This is a genomic window from Tuberibacillus sp. Marseille-P3662 (assembly GCF_900178005.1).
GTDB lineage: Bacteria > Bacillota > Bacilli > Bacillales > Sporolactobacillaceae > Marseille-P3662.
In genome coordinates this window covers 74,594-93,122 of record NZ_FXBS01000004.1, presented here as the reverse complement: position 1 = coordinate 93,122, position 18,529 = coordinate 74,594, and the positions used below count along the sequence as shown (strand labels likewise).

Sequence of the window (18,529 nt, the reverse complement as noted above, 5' to 3'; positions counted from 1 at the left end):
CCGTATTAATTGGCAAGAACAGCTTTAATTTGGGTTATAGCCCAGTCTAAATCGGCTTGACTGATGATCAAAGGCGGCGCAAAACGAATCACATTCTCATGGGTTTCTTTACACAATAATCCTTTTTCCTTTAATTGTTCACAGTACGGGCGTGCAGGTTGATTGAGTTCCACACCTATGAACAAGCCTTTTGAACGAATCTCCTTAATTCTTGGATGATCGATGGTTTTAAGTTCTTTGGCGAAATGTGCGCCAAGCCTTAATGAGCGTTCCGGTAAATTTTCTTCTTCAATAACTTCCAGTGCTGCCACAGATACAGCGGAGGCTAAGGGATTACCGCCAAACGTTGACCCATGTGATCCTGGGTCAAACACGCCGAGGATGTCTTGATTCGCAGCGACACAAGATATCGGCATAACACCCCCGCCAAGGGCTTTACCAAGAATATAGACATCTGGTTCAACGTCTTCCCAATCGCAGGCGAACATTTTACCAGACCGCCCGAGGCCCGATTGAATTTCATCAGCCATGAACAAGATATTTTCTTGGCAGCAAAGATCATAGGCATCTTTAAGAAACCCGTCTGGAGGCATAATGATGCCGCCTTCCCCTTGAATCGGTTCCATTAAAAACGCCGCCGTGTTCGGAGTGATGGCCGCTTTTAAAGCTTCAAGATCACCGTAAGGAACCGTTTTGATACCAGGGAGTAATGGGCCGAATCCACGCTGATTGTCTGCTTCTGATGACAGGGATACAGCTGACATCGTCCGTCCGTGGAAGTTTCCTTCACAAGCAATGATTTCCGCTTGATTCTCTTTAACTCCTTTAACCTCGTAACCCCAGCGCCGGGCTGCTTTAATCGCAGTTTCGACAGCTTCGGCTCCGGTATTCATTGGCAGAATCATATCTTTATGGGTGATATCAGAAACTTTTTCGTAAAACGCTCCTAATTGGTCATTATGAAACGCACGAGACGTTAGCGTGACGCGATCAGCTTGCGTTTTTAACGCCTCAATAATCTTAGGATGTCTGTGTCCTTGATTCACCGCTGAATAGGCACTTAACATATCCATATATCGGTGACCATCAGGATCTTCAACCCATACGCCTTCTGCTTTTGCGATGACCACCGGAAGTGGATGGTAATTGTGAGCACCATATTTTTCAGTTTGATCGATAATTGCGTTTGCTTGACTCATATCAACACCCCTTGTCTGAAAAATCACAATCAATTTTATTATATCAATAGATTGGATGAAAGCCTATACATATTTCATTAAAAGTTAAAAAAACTGTTGGACATTCGTCAATGAATCATAAGCGAAAAGGTGATATGATAATAGAAAACAGATATGAATAGGGAGTGAGAAGTTAATGTTACATAGCCATGTCGGATTATGGACGCTGGCCATTGTGTTTTTTATTATTAGTTTTATCCTATTAAAAGCGGGTAAAGACAAAGGGCAAACCATCACTCATATGATTTTACGGTTGTTGTATGTGCTTGTATTTATTACAGGTTTCATGCTTGTTAATAGGTATGGATTTTCGCTTCTGGCCGTTATCAAAGGGTTGTTTGGATTACTTGTGATTGCTGGAATGGAAATGACATTAATAAGAAGTAAGAAACGGGCATCATCAGGGTTTTCCTGGTTTTTACTGATTATCGGCCTTATCGGCGCCTTCTATATGGGATATGGTGTTCTAGGAGCTTGATGGCGAAACCATCGGTCAATGTGATCGGTGGTTTTTTTATGATCATGTGTCACAAGATAACGGTCTTTTACGTAGGTTAGGATATGGGCAGTTGCCCGGGAAAGGAAGGATCAAGCAATGTGTGGTATCACAGGATGGATTGATTGGAAACAAAATTTAACCCATCAGCAATCGACCATCGAGCGAATGGCTAAGACACTGCATCACAGAGGTCCTGATGAACGAAAAACTTGGGTCTCGCCGAATGCCGCCTTCGGTCATGCACGTCTTATCGTTGTTGATCCCGATGGTGGCCGGCAGCCGATGACGAAGACAGTGAATGCTGAGTCGTACACCATCGTTTATAACGGGGAACTATACAACACGGAAGATATCCGAAATGTTTTAAAGGAAAGTGGTTATACGTTCGGAGGTCATTCCGATACAGAAGTATTGTTAACAGCCTATATCAAATGGGGTGAAGATTGCCTCGAGCGATTGAATGGCATCTTTGCTTTTGCGATTTGGGATGAGAAGCGTGAAAAAGTGTTTATGGCCCGGGATCGATTGGGTGTTAAGCCGTTGTTTTACAGTGAACAAAACGGCTCATTGTTGTTCGCATCAGAGCCTAAAGCAATTTTGAACCATCCTGACATGCATGCGGTGATCGACAGTGAAGGATTATCAGAAGTATTTGGCTTAGGTCCGTCGAGAACGCCGGGACACGGTGTTTTCAAAGGTATACATGAAATCCGGCCGGCTCATGCTCTCCATTTTACTAAAAATGGTGTCCGGACATGGCGGTATTGGAATGTTCAGAGTTATGACCATCTTGACTCAGAGGAAGACACTGTCGAACAGGTAAAAACGTTATTTGAAGATGGCGTTCGCAGACAACTTTATGCCGATGTACCGGTGGCGACATTTTTATCTGGTGGTGTTGACTCCAGTGCCATTTCGGCGATTGCGGCTAAAGTGTTCAAGGAAGACGGGATATGGCCATTAAATACGTTTTCCGTTGACTATCAAGATAATGATCGCTTCTTTCAGGCGAATGATTATCAGCCAAATTCGGATGGTCCTTATATTTCTAAAGTATCACAAGACATCGGTTCGTCCCATCATAATTTAGTCATTGATAACGAACAACTTGTCGATCATCTAAAAACAGCGATTGATTTTCGTGACATGCCGGGGCAAGCGGATGTTGATGCTTCTTTATTGTGGTTCTGTCAAGGGATTAAGCAAGAGGCCACGGTCGGGTTATCAGGGGAATGCGCTGATGAAATATTAGGGGGTTATCCATGGTTCCATAACCCGGAGACAGCTTCTGATGCTGGATTTCCATGGATTCATTCGATAACCGAAAGACAACAATTACTTAATGATGCATGGCATGAACGATTGAACCTGAGAGACTATACGTTGCAGCGGTATCATGAAAGCAGAAAGGAAACACCGTTTAGAGGCGATGAAACCAAGGATGAGGCCCGCCGGCGCGAACTTTTTTATCTTAATATGACGTGGTTTATGACAGCCCTGCTGGATCGGAAAGACCGTATGAGTATGGGAGCGAGTCTTGAGGTGCGTGTCCCATTTGCTGATCATCGCCTGGTTGAATATTTGTGGAATGTTCCGTGGAATATGAAGATGATGGGCGGCTATGAAAAGGGCGTGTTCCGGAAAGCGATGGAAAGCTACTTGCCTAAGGATGTCTTGTACCGGAAGAAAAGTCCGTATCCGAAGACGCATCATCCTCAATACACACAAGCGGTGTCTGAGTGGCTGCAGAGTATTATTCAAACACCTTCAGCACCGATATTAGAATTGCTCGATAAAAAGCAATTGCAAGATTTGATTGACACCCAAGGATCGTCGTTTGATAAACCGTGGTTCGGCCAACTTATGAACGGTCCGCAACTTATTGCCCATCTTGCACAAATTAATTATTGGCTGGAAACCTATAATGTCAACATTGAAGCTTAAAGAGACTGGGACAGAAGTCTATTCGTCACAGAATCATCCGAACTGGTTTATTAATCCGTTCGGATGATTTGTTGAAAATAGTCATTCCTTCATCGCTTCGTCAAAATACTTCGCTTGCCGCGGGCACGGCCTCAGCTAACTTGGTAAAGAAAAACCCTTTACCAAGTGGATCTTCGGCTCGTGTTCCTCCCGCAGGCGTCTACGTATTTTTGACGGCGCATAGAACTTGCTTTCATATCTTATAGTTCGGCTTCCTGAGTATCCTGTTTTAGATTTATCCCAGTCTCTTTATTAATTGCGATTGGGGATGTTATCCAAATCAATGGGTTCAGGCGGTTCTTCCATCCAGTGATTATTAATCATAATTTTGCCGCCGTCTTTGGCGTACAGACCAATTTCTGCGGATAAACGTTGATAATTTAGAATCAAATCCGTCCGCATGCTGGCCGTGGCAGCAGTTGAATAATTGCCTTTGCCAGAAGCACTAAGCACACCGATTATATACATTTTTAGCTTATCTGAAAATGGGGATATGGTGGATGTTGTTACGGCAGTGTCCCATGTAATTGGTGATTGAATGCCATCATTTAATAAGGTGTCGGAGAAGATTTTAATATGTTTCTTAGAGATTTCCCGGCCGCGTTTCATATAGTTTTTAATTTCATTAGATGATGTCGTCTGTTCGAAACTGCGGCATAATTGCATGCCAATAAGGTTCGTTTGTACGTTGGCATAAACGTGGGAGATCTCAATAAAATTGATTTTTCGTTTATCACTGAACGGATTCATGCCTTTTAAATAGCCTTTACCTTGAATGAACTCAGCACCGTATTGCGGCCACAAATAAGGCGCGCGAATATATAATCCCTTATTTTGTTCCGTTTCCACACAAGTATCAAATAAGTTTGAAGTACTGGATAGGCACTGGGAAAAAAACGCACGAATATCTTGACGGGGTGAAAAGGTCTTAGATAATCCATACTCTAGGATACCGACTTTAGCCATATTCGATATGTATGAAAGCATAAAATTATCCGAGTACAGTTTTGGGGCATCCAAATTAACATCTTGAGTTGAAAAACCATAGGGTATGGTGATATGGGCCTCGTTGAAAAACTCAGTAATGGTATTCAGATTTTGTGTTGACATATTCAGTGTTTGCGAAACAATAGGTTCGATATCCGGGTCTTCTACTGTTTTCAAAAAATAGCTCATTATTTGGATGGACATGCTATTGTTCATATAGCCCGTCCACAGCATGGCAATTTCTGTTGATGTCAATTTGGGCTGTGTACCAGTCATTGAGATCATCCTCCCTTTATAAGGTATATCATTTTAAGTATGTGTCATTAAGATGGTCATTATAAGTATGAAACGGTTTCGATGCTAAAATGTAAAAAAAAGAAGGCCTGAAAGTGGCCTTCTTTAAGTGATAGTATTTTGAGTTCGGATGTAATAGGCATCTTCCATCGTGACTTGAGCCTGTCTGGCATGCATAAACGGGGGTGATCCTTTCTCAACAAAGATTTTCACCGTTGCATTCTGATCATCGATCAATTGCGAATGAATGCAAGAATAATGGGTTTGTACAAGGGGCAATTGATGAGCATCTATGTTAAGTTCATAGACTTGCTTGGCTTGGGGTGCAGCTAACCATTGCTGAATGGACCCGGAAAAAGTCAACTGTCCTTGATCGAGCCATAGCACTTGGTCGGCCACGCCTGCCCATTCATTAAGCTCATGGGTTGCAATGATAAACAGTGTGTCTCTCGATAACATGCCAATCACGTTTGTAAACAGATGTCGTTCATGAATGTCCAAATAAATTAATGGCTCATCCAAAAACACATAACGCGGCTTGCCTAATAAAGCTTGCGCTAAACCGAGTTTCTGCTTTTGTCCATGTGACATTTTTCGGATTTTCCGTTTTAATAACGGTTCAATTTCCAAAGTGCTAATCAGCTCGTTGATCAGCGCTTGATTATCCATACTCTTTAATTGACTCATATAGGTTAGAAATTTTCTTCCGGTCATATGGTCGTAAACGGTTGTTTTTGTCGGCAAATAGCCAATATCAGCCCGGATAGCAGGGAGCTTGTCTTTGACCGATCGATGATGGTAGTGAATCTTCCCGGCATCAGGGGAAGTGGCTGTTGCTAATAGATTAAGCAGGGTTGATTTCCCGGATCCATTATGGCCGACGAGCAAATGGATTCCAGGATAAAGCGTCAACTGGTCCACTTCAAGTTGAAAGTGAGACCGTTTTTTAACCAAATTTTCAAGCGTTATCATGCCTGCACCTCATTCTGTATTAAGGCAATACCGGTATTTACTTACTTGAAGGGTGTGGTAGATCGTCACGAGGCCGGCAATAATCAAGCCACACTGGATGAAGGGAATCACGTGCCATCCTGGATGAACCACTGACAAAACTTGAGGGATTAGCAAATATACAACCCAAGCAGCACCGGATAATAGAAACCCTGCCATTATCCCTCTTTTGAGCATGACGATGCCAATGACACTAAAAATTAAGACCGGAGGGGTAAAGGCACTTAAGAGCATATAAGTGTGCCAGTCCGCACTATATTTAAGAAATGATAATAACACCGTGATGCCGATAAATCCAAGTGTGATGACGAATACATTCAACATGCGGCAAAGTAAAATCAAGGCCGGTGGAAACGGCGTTACACTTTCAACCATGCGCATGTGTTTGTTCCATGACCGGAATGTATAGAAAAACGCCAAAACTAAATAAATGGGTAAAACGAATGACAGCGGTTGATAGTAGAGCTGACCGATCGTTATACTTAGCGGTTGGTCTCTCATTGGCTCTGGGTCCATCATTAAGTAAAGCATGAAAAAGATCGCGGCGCTCCCGATCCAGAACGGCCATGACAGCTGTTTAAATTGATTTTTGCATTGCTTAATGATCGATGGATGTTGGATGCTTTCCTCCCGATTGACCGTTTGTACTAAATCGTCCATTTCCGGCTGCAAACGCTCAATCAACTGCTGTGTATCTTGAGATGACGGGGATTTGGTCAAATAAGAACCCATCATTTCTTTTAACTCATGTTCCATATGCAGCAGCTCTTGATCACTTGAATTTTCGTTCATGGGATTCAGCCCCTTCCTGACCGGATAATGTTGCTTTTAAAAATGCCATCGAATGAAACAATCGCGATTTAATGGTTCCTATTGGACAATCGAGAATCTCGGCAATTTCTTTTAACTTCATGTCATGATAGAAACGTAAAATCACAATTTCACGTTGTCGTTCCGGCAGTTGATTGAGAACAGCGAGGATTTCCTTCCTAGTTTCCTGTTTCTCATAAATATCAACCACGGAATCATTCGGACTTTCTTTCTCCGGAATGTATTCGAGCACATGCTTTTCTTTCTTATAGCTGGCGCTGCGCCAATGATCGCGGCACATGTTGGCGGCGACTTTAAATAACCAAGCTTTACTGTTATCAGGGATGCCTTTTTCCTTCAATTGCCTAATAAATTTGATGAAAGTTTCTTGAACAAAGTCTTCAGCTTTGCCCGGGTCTTGCAGCATTCGTTCGATAAAATTCAATAATGGACCATGATAGCGATGGATGAACGCTTCGAATGATGCTTGATCGCCCCGGGCGATCGCCTGGGTCAGTGCTTCATCATCAACGATGGTCATCGCCCCCCTTTTGCTTCAAAAACTTGCTGCCATGTTCTGTTCCAGTCTTTGATTGTAATGTCTGGCGTTCCGTTAGCGCCCTTAATATGTTCGTCATAAATGTGTTTTAATACCCGTTTGAGTTTGTCGACTTGCTGCGTGCGGATTGCTTGTTTCGTATCTAGTTGAATCTGGCTGTTATCGTTAAGTAAGTTCATCCATTTTTGATCTAGGTTCTGGTCATAATTGTAGACCGCTTGGTAAGCTCTCGCTAAATCTTCCCTTAATTCTAGTGGACTCTGTTTACGTTTCCCATATAATCTGATATGAGCAAGTACACTCGAATCAAGGTTCAAGATGTGCTTAAATATCGAGAAATGCTTGTCATTATAATACGTTTGAACATAGTTTGTTACTTGGTTTAACGAATTGACAGGGATTAATACACTGTCATCTAATCGATCATAGTAATTATTTCTAATGACTAAGTCATTAACCGGGAGACAAAGGACTTTTACCGGGTGGTTCGCGTTTAACCATTCATTAAAATAACGATGAATGTCGATTAAACGTTCAAAATATTGGTTTCCATTTTTTTGTAAATAGCTAGGGGCGATCATTTGCATTTGTTCGTCACGATTTTGCCAGCGCTTGAAATCCCCAGAAAATAGTGATAATCCCGTTGTATTTTTTTCCCTAAGTATGGTTTCTGTACCTTGTCTTTGAGCCGCCTGCAGTGAACTCGAATGAACCGGCTGATTGAACCCTGATAAATGCACATGAAAATCGGTGGTCCCATTAGACGACTGATTGGCATGATGAGCATCATAGACATGATTATATCGGTATCTCACGAATAACGGTTGTTTGCCGGGCAACGGGTACCAAGCTAGATAGGAAGGGATGAACATTGCTCGATCACGAGTAAATCCCAACCATTGACTTTTGCCGGAAGCATTGGCATATCCCCATTCATTCAATAATCCGTGATAACGGACTTTGATGGTTTGCTGTTTTGCATTGTTATCATATTGACTTGATGAAATATAGAGGACTTGACTTTTTTGATAAAACATGACTTTATGATCGTTCACTTTAACAGAAGAGACGCGAAAATCAGGATTTATAGTGAAAAGCCAGCGGCCGTCATTTTTGACCGATTGAGTTCCGATTTTGATCACCGTTGTGATTTGCCAGTCATCATTCGTCCTTTTGACATTAATATCATAGTTCGATACCGAAAAGGGCAGGGATAACGTTTCGTGTTTTTCAGCAACAGCTTCAGCTTCATGTGTATCTAATTCAGACAATCGTTTGTTCCATAAATACCCGTATGGTATAAAAGCGCAGGTGGTAAGCAGGCTGATCATAATGGCTGCTACGGTCGACGTTTTCATCCATTTTTCTGGGCGGCGTTGTTTGAGCAGCACGGCAGACCAAACAATCAGCATAAGGGCGAAGGCCGCGACAAATAACCAGGACCGCATGATCTCTGGCCGCTTTAAGATGTAACCCCATGTAGGCCGGGCGACATTCATATCATTTAAAAACAAGAATTGACTTAAATGAAAGACTTTGAGGTAGAGCCAGTTCATCTTTCTGATCAACGCCAATTCCATAAAAAAGGTACCAAACATCAAGCCGCAGAACGAGATAACTAGAACACTGCGGTTGCGAATGATGGCCCCAAGAAACAGTCCCAGAGCTGTTGTTACCAAATAAGATATTTCATATTGCCAACCAAATTGATAGAAATACATCCAAAATACATCAGGGTCAAGTGCTGTACGCCAGCTTAACAACGAGTAAACCGTAAGCATGATAACGGTAAAGCTAGCACTAAACGTTATAAGAGCGAACCACTTCGTTGTGATTAATGTCCAATGTGATGTCGGTAATGACTGTTGCCAATCCGATTTTCCAGGTCGATAGTCTGATAACATTAATCCGTTGGCTAACATGAGACAGAGTCCAAGGGTTACCGTATGCGCAATCGCATGAATGTGGTACCAGTTATTAATGACTCCAGATGAGACATCTAGGTTAAACACCCATATGAACAACGTAAAACCAATGAAGGCCAACCAATTGTACCAACGACTGAATAGCCATTTAACATCTTGACCGTACAAATAGAACCATCTATACATGCTGTGAACTCCTTGTCAAATACAGATAACCATCCATAACAGTAGGTTGGGCACTTTGGCTGTCAGGCTGTGGTGGGTGGTCACTGATATATTTGTAACGGTAATCCGCTTTCCTTTGTTGAATGAAAAGCGTGTTCTTTTTATCGACGGGCGGCCGGTCGCTTTGGACATCCCAAATTTTCCCTTCCGCTTGTTTCGCTAAAGCGGTTGGCTGTCCGGAGAAAACCAATCGACCTTCTAATAGAACTTTCAAATCTCCGCAGCAGCCGGTGATATCACCTGGGATATGCGTGGAGAGAATAATAGTGCGACTTTGTCCCAGGTGAGCGATTAAATTTCGGAATCGAATCCTTTCAATCGGGTCCAGTCCAACTGTAGGTTCGTCAAAGATTAACAAATCAGGATCACCGATCAAAGCTTGCGCAATGCCAAGACGCTGTCCCATACCTGTGGAATAATGCTTCACAAGCGTGTCAGCCGCGTCAAGTAAATTCACTTGTTTTAGAGCAGCTTCAACGGTCTGCTGCCTTATTTGTTTTTGCTTGAATCCTTTAATTACCGCTGTTTTCATTAAAAATTGCCGGGCCGTGCGTTTGGGATGGATGAAAAAGTTTTGTGGTAAATAGCCGGTATGCTGGCGAATCACATTAGGTGAATGATCCCATGTCGTTTTTCCATAAAGGATGCGACCCGCGCTCGCTTTTTCATTGGCCGCCAAAATTTTCAGCAACGTGGTTTTACCCGATCCATTGGGACCCACTAAACCAATAATGCCTTGTCCAAAAGTGGTTGAAATATTATTGAGAACAGCATGATATTTGTATGATTTCTGGATATTGTCTAGAGTTAACATGTCATCACCATAACTTATAGCTTCTATAGTATTAAACGAAACAAAAAGGGCAAAGGTTTTATAATTGACGAAAAAATTCACCCGGTGATCTATTTGCCGGGTGATGGTGTCTTAATGAGCGGCGATTTTCGTCGCTCCATTTTTTCGTAGCAATCTTAAGTGCAGCACGTATTCCATAATAGTAATCGTAAAGGCTGTTAATAACGCACCGAACGTTCCAATATAGGCATCGCCGTACATATTAGCACCAAAAAATAGGATACACATGGCTAATAGAAAATCAGAAATCGTTGCAACCCAAAAGAGGCCTGGGCGAAACAGCAAATATTCCAAGCCGATATTAGCACAAGCCACCGCCCAACCCACGATCAGGGCTTCATATACAGAGCCGAAAATCACATCGTTACCAAGAAATAAATCAGCGAAAATAACAATAACTGGTGTCAGCACTAATTTCAATAGAACGTTTGTCATTTCGTCAACGTCCCTCCTTTCTGTTGGTCTTTTAATGCTTGGAGCACTTGACCAAAATTTTGTTCCTGTTTAGCTTTTTGGAATAAGGCCATTGGACAACCTCGTTGCTTCAGTCGCTCCTCCATCATGGGAATCGTAAATGTATCGGGCTCAAGGTCATCATTAACTTCATCCCAATGAATCGGCGTGGCCACCGTGGCTTGAGCGTTCCCCCGTACCGAGTAGGGGGCAATGATGGTTTTACCTTCATCATGTTGGAGGTAGTCCACATATAGACGGTGGTGGCGATTCTTTTTTAGCCGCTCCGTGGTAAACCAGTCGGGTTCTGATTCCGTCAGATAACTGGCGATGAATTGGGTGAAATCACGTGTGTCATCGTAAGTGAATGTTTCATCAGGTAAAGGTATATAGACTTGTAAGCCTTTGTTTCCGCTGGTTTTAATAAATGCCGTCAGATGAAGCCGGTCAAGGACATCTTTAATCATAAGCGCTGCTTGAATAGCCATTGGGAATTCATCCCTTGATGGTGGGTCCAAATCCAATACAATTTCTGACGGTGATGCTGATGTGATCGGTTGAAACGGTACGTGGTATTCGAAGGCCAATTGATTAGCTAACCAAATCAGCGTCGGTTGATCGGAACATAAAATGTAGTCAATATCTTCGACAGTCGCTGTTTTCACAAAATCCGGCGCGTAATCCGGACAATTTTTTTGAAAAAATGATTCTCCCTTCACACCGTGCGGGTACCGGACGACAGTGAGAGGCCGGTCATTTAAAAAGGGTAACATCTTGTCAGCAACGACATGGATATATTTGATAAAATCCGCTTTTTTCAGGCCTTGCTCCGGCCATAATGGCTTATCCAAGGATGTGAGTGATACGGTTTGCTTGCCGATTCTAACGGTTTGGTCTGGGTCATTCATTATAACCCCTCCTACAATGTACAGTCTTCCGGTGATTGATCAACAAAGGCTTGGATGCTCGGCTGCCTGAGTGTACGACCTTCGGGCCATTCAATAAAATTGACTTTGACTGTTAACTGTGGCTCAAGCCATATGGCATCTTGGGACCGTTCCGGCTGATTAACAAATGGCTTGATTTTAGTGATGAGCGGTTCAACCCGTTCTGTTAAGTCGCGCCAATCATGGGCGGTCAGCTTCCCAGTACCGGTATGGCCAATATAGTGAAGGCCACCAGTGTGATCATATAGCCCGAGGAGCAAGGCGTTAACAATGCCTGATCGCTTTGTTACACCACCCACGACGGCCGTTAAATCACGATAATTTTTCACCTTTACCCAGCGGTCGTCTTTACCTTTGATTTGATAGGCTCTTGTGACATCTTTGACAACAATGCCTTCTAATTGATGCTTTTTGACGACTGAGAATAATGTGTCGCTATCTGAGTGGGATGGGACCACCTGAATAGTGTTACTTGGGATAATCACTTTCTTAAGGAGCTCCATACGTTCCTGTAGCGGCCATTGGTCTATCCATTCACCGTTATAATAAATCATGTCAAATATCATATAAGAAATGGGTATCTCTTGCCGTCTTTGTTCGACCTTTTCGATATTACGAATGCCGTCACGACGCATGACCTCGTGAAATGACGGTTGACCATCGGTACCTAAAGCGATAACCTCACCATCTAAAATCACGGATGATGCGTCACAGTAGTTTTGAATCTCAATTAATTCGGGAAATTGCTCTGTACGATTATTTTGTTTGCGATTAAAAAGATTCACCGTTTCGCCGTCATAATAGGTGAGCACCCGAACACCATCCCATTTCACTTGGGCAATTAAAGATTCGCCATTTGGAGCTTGATCCATTCTTATCGGTTCAAATGGGACAATGGGTTGTAGGTTCATATGAGTCGCCTCGTTTTATAAAAAGTGTTACGAGCTTTTCTGCTTTTTCTTTTTGCCAGCAGCGGTTTTTTTGCTCGGTTTTGTGCCGGTATTGGCCGGTTCATCGTCATTTTTTCCCGTTTTTTCGGTTGATTCGTCCGTTTCATCAATACTTTTTTGCAAGGCGGATAGTAAATCAACGACATTTTCTTTTTCAGGTGCTTGCTCTGGTTTGGCTATCTCATTACCATTGATTTTGGCTTCAATCATGTCATGCAAGTCTTCACGATATTCGTTGGTATATTTCTCCGGATCGAACTCGGCTGTCAATTGTTCAATCAATTGCTTTGCCGTATTGAGTTCTTTATCATCGACATTGATGTCTTGATCAATACCAGGGACGTTACCAACGTCACGGACTTCTTCTGGATAATAAATGGTTTCCATTAGAAGCCCTTGTTCGTAGCAACGGACGATAGCTAGATGCTGCTTGGAATGCATGGTTATTTTGGCAATGCCAATCTTGTTCGTGTCATCAAGGGCCTGTTTAAGCAAGGCATAAGCTTTTTCACCTTGGTCATTAGGGCCAATGAAATAAGATTTGTTAAAATAAATCGGATCGATGTCATCTAGATTAACGAAATCCATAATCTCAACCGAACGGGTGGTTTCTCCCTTGATTTCATTGATCTCTTCCTGGGATACGGTGACGAACTTACCGGACTCATATTCATAACCTTTAACGATGTCGTTATTCTCAACAGTGGTTTCACATGTCGGACAATATTTTTGATATTTTATCGGTGTATGGCATTCCTCATGCAGGGAACGGAAACGGATATCCTTATTCTCTGTTGCTGCGTAGATTTTTATGGGAATATTGACTAAGCCGAAGCTTATCGAACCTTTCCACATCGTATGCATTGGTCTTCACACTCCTTGTGAGCTTAGTGTCACCGAATTTTTAATGAGTATGATGGGTAATGAAAAAAGGCTTGTCACACTGCAGAAGAGGTTGTTATGATAAGAAAGCTTGAGCTCGAGTTGGAGGTTGACTAATGGGGAATACTTTTTTTAATCATCATCGTGAGGAGGGATGATATGTACAATGAAACAAAGATTTCAGTCATAGTTGTTGCAGGTGCTATTATTAATGCTTTATCGCTTAATTTATTCCTTATTCCAGCTAATGTGTTAGCCAGTGGTTTTACCGGTGTGTCGCAATTTTTAGCAGCGGTGCTCGGAGAGTATACACCTTTAGACGTAAGCACAGGGGTTTTACTATTCATACTCAATATTCCTGTCGTCTATTTAGGCTGGACACGCGTAGGTAAAAGGTTTACTGTTTACAGTCTTTTAAGCGTTATCGTCACAACGCTTGCTCTAAGTCTGATTCCTGTCCAATCGTTAACCGACAAGATTATGCTAAACGCTGTATTCGGCGGGGTTCTCGCCGGTGTTGGTGTCGGAATCACTTTGAAATGGGGGGCGTCAACAGGCGGAATGGACATTGTCGCCATGTTGTTATCTCGAATGAGAGATCAACCCATAGGTGTGTATTTACTGGTTCTAAATGGCTTAATGGTTATTGCGGCCGGTTTCTTCTTTGGTTGGGAACAAGCGCTGTTTACCCTTGTCACGCTTTATGTGACCTCACGGGTGATTGATACCATACATACACGCCATGAGAAAGTCACCGCGATGATCATTACCGGTAAAGGGAAAGAAATCCAACAAGCCATCCATAAAAATATGGTACGCGGTATTACCCGTGTCCCCGCCAAAGGGGCATTTACTGATGAAGATAAAGAGATGCTGATGATCGTGATCACACGTTATGAACTCTATTCGCTTGAACAACTCTTAAAAGAAGTGGATCCCACAGCCTTTACCAATATTGTAGAGACCGCAGGGATTTTTGGATTTTTTCGTACAAATTAAAGAAGTCAGGAGGATTCCGGCATAGGGAGCCTCTTTTTTTATGGGACTGTTCTGCTACAATGCGGGACAGTTTTATTACGGTACGGGACACCCTCGGGACAGCGCACGTCTTATGGGACAAGAGCGTTCCAAGATTCATGATTTACGGGACAGAATCTTTACAATGCGGGACAGTTTTATTATGGTACGGGACACCACAGGGACAGCGCACGCCCTTGGGGACACAATCTTCGTTCAACGGGACAAAAATCAAAAACAGCTGCCCATCTTGGGGGCAGCTGTTTTCATTATATCAAGCGGTTTATGAAGCTGAGTTAAACACTTCTTCAATTTTGGCAACGAGCTCGTCCCAGTCAGCGTCCATCGTTTTATTGACTGTAACGAAATCACCATAACCAAAGATATTATCAACACCGTCGAGTTTAAGTAATTGTTGTGCTAAAGCGTGGTCAACATCGTCACCTTTACTGGCAATGACTCGATTGTCAAACAACTTTTTCGTTGCAGTAAATTTCATTGCATTAGGATTCGGCGTTGTGTCAGCTCGAACATCGATGCTCATCATATCTCTCCTTTGTATGACCTAAATTTATTTTACATGATGATATAAGATAATGACAATAAAAGCTTCTTTTTATGAAAAAGTGAAGCCATAACGTTTGGATACAACTTCATAGAAACCTAAAGAATTGTACATATGTTTCGTTACCGAATTGTTAACACCTGTCTCTAGTTCAATCGTCTTAATATTTTCTGATTCGGCGAGATGAATCGTATATAATAGTAGTTCTTTCCCAACGCCCTCATTTCGGTGTTCATTATCAACGTACAACTCGTTGAGCCATAGATAATAGCCGCCGGTTCGCAGGCTGATTCCGAAATTCATAAATGCCACACCTAATAAATCATCAGCAATTTCTGCTACAATAATACGTGATGTAGCGTCGTTTTTCAAAGACAAACGGACCGCTTCAAGCACCTGATCGTAAGAAGAAGGGTCATCAGAAACCGAAATTTGTTGCATAAATAATGCTGCAATGCGATGGTGCAATGCTTCACTGTGTTCTTGTGTGACTTCATAAATTTTCATAACCTATCACCTCTATGACAATGGGATTCTGAAAGGAGATGCTAACATGGATCAAGTTGCGGTGTCATGGAGCGGTGGCAAAGATTGTACATGGGCATTACATGAGTTGCTCCATCAGCAAAATATTCATGTTGTTAAACTATTAACAACGATCTCCGGAAAAACGGGACGCGTTCCCATGCACGAAATATCATTGAATCTAATTCAAAAACAAGCTGAATCGATGGGGGTGCCCATCGATTGTATCCAGTTACCTGATCAAGCGGATAATGCTGCGTACAATGCCGCTTTACGACGTACCTTTCAAGATTACAAAAAAGATGGTATGAATGCGATTGTGTACGCCGATCTAAATATCGCCAGTATTCGCGAATTCCGTGAACAACTGCATGCATCATCATCAATTCAACCATTGTTTCCTCTGTGGCAGAAACCGACTGATGTGATCGCCAAGGACTTCATTAACAGTGGTTATCAGGCGATCATCACTTGCGTCGATACTAACTATCTTTCAACCAATTGGCTTGGTTGTCCATATAATTCAACAACTTTGGCTTCATTACCTGAAGGGGTGGACCTTTGCGGTGAAAATGGCGAGTTCCATACATTTGTTTATGATGGTCCCATTTTTGAGCAAGCGGTCGCTTTGACCATTAAGGATCGCATGAGTACGTTCAACGGTCGGTTCAGGCAACTATGGCTTGATGGGTGATGAATATTTAACTTGAGAAAAACGTTTCTAAATAGTTTCCGATACCATCCTGATCATTGGTATCAGTCGTGTCAAAGGCGATCTGTTTAACCTCACCTGCCGCATTACCCATAGCTATTCCGTATTGGGCGTAACTGAGCATTTCTAAATCGTTATCTTCATCACCAAAGGCGATGATCTTATCCTGTGGGATACCAAGGTCATGAGCGACAAGTTTTAATCCTTCCGCTTTCGATACACCTGAACGGATCACTTCGATAATATTGGACGGATCGCCCCATGACCGTTGTTTGATAGCTTGGGCATGATGCGTATCCAAAGCGCGAATGACATGGTCAACATCCTGATGATTCACCTCAATTAAAACGCTCGTTGGGTGATCGGTCAGCATGGCCTGAACATTTCCCGTCGTAATCCGCGGGTTGCCAGATTGAAATGCTTCGATCACTTCAGGGTTTGGATGCTGAATATAGACGTCATCACGAACTTCAGCGATAATGTTATTTAAACGATACGTTTCACACGTTTTTAACACGCTAACAGCGGTTTCCAAAGTCATTGGAAAGTGATGGCTCCCCCATGTGGTATCTAAGGGATGGTGTATAAAAGCGCCATTAAAGTTGATAATGGGGGTATCAAGCCCAAGATCATCATAATAGTTTTGGCTAGCACGATAGGGGCGCCCGGTTGAGATTACAAACTGATGTCCTTGCCTTTTTAAGTTCGTGATGACTGACTTTGTTCGTTCAGAAATGGTCTTGTCACTGGTTAGTAGTGTTCCGTCCAAATCAAGAGCGATTAAATATGGCGTCATAAGATTGTCCCTTCATTAATGGTAATGGATTCATTTTATTATTTTACCATGGTTGGGCTGTCTATTGTAAAATTAAATTAAGTCTTTATAGAAAAGGTTGATATCAATGATTACATTGCGTCAAACGAGCGTCAATCATATACCGATCATCGAAGCAATGCCTAAAGGGCAGGAGGATGCACCGTTGCCGACACTTCTATTTTGGCATGGGTGGACAAGTTATAAAGAGAGAAATTTGCATTATGCTTATTTTTTAGCGGAAAAAGGTTATCGGATTGTGCTTCCTGAGGCGACTGGACATGGTGAGCGCCATGCTGAACTCACAGAAACAGAGCGGCGCTTTGGCTTCTGGGAAGTTGTCCTGCAAAGCATTCATGAATCGGATGTGATTAAAAAGGATTGGTTGGACCGGCATCATCTTGTGCAAGACAGTCGCATCGCTTTGGCCGGAACGTCTATGGGGGCGATCATTACATTGGGGGCGTTAACCCAATACTCATGGATATCTGCTGCCATTTCATTAATGGGCACTCCCTATTATATGTCCTTCACTGATGCTCTCTTGGAGCAATACAAAATTCTATTGGGTGAATTGCCCTATACGGATGAGCAAATTGATCAGTTAAAACAACAGTTGCTTGGATATGATTTAAGTCGCAATTTTGATCCAAGCCAGTCCATTCCCATGTTCTTTTGGCATGGTCAAAAGGATGACAAGGTTCCATTTTCTGGAGCGCAAACTTTTTATGAAAAGGTCAAGTATGAGGCACCGGAGGCGTCCATTGAATTCGTTGTTGATGAACAAGCCGGCCATGAAGTGACACGTGCAGGTGTGGGTGCTGCTGTCGGGTGGTTGGAGAAGCACTTGTGAGTTCACTCCGCTCATTTATGCGCGACAGTTCATCAACGCTTTATGGTTTGATGTTTGTTGAAAAACGTTTATAATAATAGTAATACAAATGACGAAAGGGGATGTTTGTGTGTCCCAGAGCAAAGAAGAAAAAGAAGAACAACTTATGGAAGCGCTCGAAGAAGTGATTGACCCAGAATTGGGTATCGATATTGTCAATCTCGGCCTTGTTTACGGTGCTGACATTGATGACAATGGCGATGTTGTCGTCACAATGACATTGACGGCCATGGGCTGTCCATTGGCAGGCACGATTCAGCATGAAGTCAAATCTGTTGTTGAACCATTGGAGTTCGTCAATAGTGTAGAGGCCAACATTGTTTGGAGTCCGCCTTGGAGCAAAGATAATATGTCACGCTATGCCAAGATTGCCTTAGGTATTTCGTAA

At 42.6% G+C, this 18,529-nt stretch carries 21 protein-coding genes; 7 read left to right on the top strand and 14 right to left on the bottom strand.

Going from position 1 to position 18,529, the window contains the following annotated elements:
• Positions 1–5: 5 nt before the first annotated feature.
• Positions 6–1,199 carry an ornithine--oxo-acid transaminase gene (locus B9Y89_RS04070; RefSeq protein ID WP_085521794.1) on the bottom strand — a complete coding sequence of 398 codons (1,194 nt, stop codon included), beginning with the start codon at positions 1,197–1,199 and terminating at the stop codon, positions 6–8.
• A gap of 175 nt (positions 1,200–1,374) precedes the next feature.
• Between B9Y89_RS04070 and B9Y89_RS04065 the strand changes: the two genes are divergently transcribed.
• Positions 1,375–1,716 carry a DUF1516 family protein gene (locus B9Y89_RS04065; protein WP_085521792.1) on the top strand — a complete coding sequence of 114 codons (342 nt, stop codon included), beginning with the start codon at positions 1,375–1,377 and terminating at the stop codon, positions 1,714–1,716.
• Between the two features lie 117 nt (positions 1,717–1,833).
• Positions 1,834–3,681: an asparagine synthase (glutamine-hydrolyzing) gene (gene asnB, locus B9Y89_RS04060; RefSeq protein ID WP_085521791.1), complete on the top strand. Its 1,848-nt coding sequence runs from the start codon at positions 1,834–1,836 to the stop codon at positions 3,679–3,681.
• A gap of 291 nt (positions 3,682–3,972) precedes the next feature.
• Here the strand turns inward: asnB and B9Y89_RS04055 are convergent, their stop codons facing one another.
• The 10 genes from B9Y89_RS04055 to ku form a co-directional block, all read right to left on the bottom strand.
• Entirely contained in the window at positions 3,973–4,983 is a 1,011-nt protein-coding gene (locus tag B9Y89_RS04055; RefSeq protein WP_085521789.1) for a DUF3231 family protein, read from the bottom strand.
• A 123-nt stretch (positions 4,984–5,106) separates the two neighbouring features.
• Positions 5,107–5,973: an ABC transporter ATP-binding protein gene (locus B9Y89_RS04050; RefSeq protein ID WP_085521788.1), complete on the bottom strand. Its 867-nt coding sequence runs from the start codon at positions 5,971–5,973 to the stop codon at positions 5,107–5,109.
• Between the two features lie 9 nt (positions 5,974–5,982).
• Positions 5,983–6,804 carry a hypothetical protein gene (locus tag B9Y89_RS04045; RefSeq protein WP_085521786.1) on the bottom strand — a complete coding sequence of 274 codons (822 nt, stop codon included), beginning with the start codon at positions 6,802–6,804 and terminating at the stop codon, positions 5,983–5,985.
• Positions 6,785–7,363, bottom strand: coding sequence for an RNA polymerase sigma factor (locus tag B9Y89_RS04040; RefSeq protein ID WP_085521784.1), 579 nt, complete (start codon positions 7,361–7,363; stop codon positions 6,785–6,787). Before B9Y89_RS04040 ends, B9Y89_RS04045 begins: the two co-directional genes overlap by 20 nt.
• Entirely contained in the window at positions 7,360–9,492 is a 2,133-nt protein-coding gene (locus B9Y89_RS04035) for a hypothetical protein (protein ID WP_085521783.1), read from the bottom strand. Before B9Y89_RS04035 ends, B9Y89_RS04040 begins: the two co-directional genes overlap by 4 nt.
• Positions 9,485–10,345 (bottom strand): ATP-binding cassette domain-containing protein, encoded by an 861-nt coding sequence (locus B9Y89_RS04030; RefSeq protein ID WP_085521781.1) that lies wholly within the window; start codon positions 10,343–10,345, stop codon positions 9,485–9,487. Before B9Y89_RS04030 ends, B9Y89_RS04035 begins: the two co-directional genes overlap by 8 nt.
• Before the next feature lie 111 nt (positions 10,346–10,456).
• Positions 10,457–10,819 (bottom strand): hypothetical protein, encoded by a 363-nt coding sequence (locus B9Y89_RS04025; protein WP_085521780.1) that lies wholly within the window; start codon positions 10,817–10,819, stop codon positions 10,457–10,459.
• Positions 10,816–11,745: a non-homologous end-joining DNA ligase gene (ligD, locus tag B9Y89_RS04020; protein ID WP_085521778.1), complete on the bottom strand. Its 930-nt coding sequence runs from the start codon at positions 11,743–11,745 to the stop codon at positions 10,816–10,818. The genes B9Y89_RS04025 and ligD overlap by 4 nt, the downstream gene beginning before the upstream one ends.
• An 11-nt stretch (positions 11,746–11,756) precedes the next feature.
• Positions 11,757–12,695, bottom strand: a complete 939-nt coding sequence (locus B9Y89_RS04015) for an ATP-dependent DNA ligase (RefSeq protein ID WP_085521777.1) — start codon at positions 12,693–12,695, stop codon at positions 11,757–11,759.
• Positions 12,696–12,722: 27 nt separating this feature from the next.
• Entirely contained in the window at positions 12,723–13,598 is an 876-nt protein-coding gene (ku, locus tag B9Y89_RS04010) for a non-homologous end joining protein Ku (protein WP_085521775.1), read from the bottom strand.
• A gap of 177 nt (positions 13,599–13,775) precedes the next feature.
• On the opposite strand from ku, the gene B9Y89_RS04005 reads away from it, so the two are divergent.
• Positions 13,776–14,615: a YitT family protein gene (locus B9Y89_RS04005; protein WP_085521774.1), complete on the top strand. Its 840-nt coding sequence runs from the start codon at positions 13,776–13,778 to the stop codon at positions 14,613–14,615.
• Positions 14,616–14,655: 40 nt separating this feature from the next.
• On the top strand, positions 14,656–14,922 hold the full coding sequence (locus tag B9Y89_RS04000; RefSeq protein ID WP_085521772.1) for a hypothetical protein: 267 nt from the start codon (positions 14,656–14,658) through the stop codon (positions 14,920–14,922).
• On the opposite strand, the gene B9Y89_RS03995 is transcribed toward B9Y89_RS04000, so the two are convergent.
• Both B9Y89_RS03995 and B9Y89_RS03990 read right to left on the bottom strand, forming a co-directional pair.
• A complete protein-coding gene (locus tag B9Y89_RS03995) occupies positions 14,917–15,177 on the bottom strand; it encodes a NifU N-terminal domain-containing protein (RefSeq protein WP_085521770.1) in 261 nt (86 codons plus the stop codon). The genes B9Y89_RS04000 and B9Y89_RS03995 overlap by 6 nt on opposite strands.
• A gap of 72 nt (positions 15,178–15,249) precedes the next feature.
• Positions 15,250–15,705 (bottom strand): GNAT family N-acetyltransferase, encoded by a 456-nt coding sequence (locus B9Y89_RS03990; RefSeq protein WP_085521769.1) that lies wholly within the window; start codon positions 15,703–15,705, stop codon positions 15,250–15,252.
• Positions 15,706–15,751: 46 nt separating this feature from the next.
• On the opposite strand from B9Y89_RS03990, the gene B9Y89_RS03985 reads away from it, so the two are divergent.
• A complete protein-coding gene (locus B9Y89_RS03985) occupies positions 15,752–16,417 on the top strand; it encodes a Dph6-related ATP pyrophosphatase (protein WP_085521767.1) in 666 nt (221 codons plus the stop codon).
• A gap of 7 nt (positions 16,418–16,424) precedes the next feature.
• On the opposite strand, the gene B9Y89_RS03980 is transcribed toward B9Y89_RS03985, so the two are convergent.
• Positions 16,425–17,231: a Cof-type HAD-IIB family hydrolase gene (locus B9Y89_RS03980; protein WP_085521765.1), complete on the bottom strand. Its 807-nt coding sequence runs from the start codon at positions 17,229–17,231 to the stop codon at positions 16,425–16,427.
• Between the two features lie 106 nt (positions 17,232–17,337).
• On the opposite strand from B9Y89_RS03980, the gene B9Y89_RS03975 reads away from it, so the two are divergent.
• Both B9Y89_RS03975 and B9Y89_RS03970 read left to right on the top strand, forming a co-directional pair.
• Entirely contained in the window at positions 17,338–18,102 is a 765-nt protein-coding gene (locus B9Y89_RS03975; protein ID WP_085521763.1) for an alpha/beta fold hydrolase, read from the top strand.
• A 145-nt stretch (positions 18,103–18,247) separates the two neighbouring features.
• Entirely contained in the window at positions 18,248–18,529 is a 282-nt protein-coding gene (locus B9Y89_RS03970; protein WP_441351464.1) for a metal-sulfur cluster assembly factor, read from the top strand.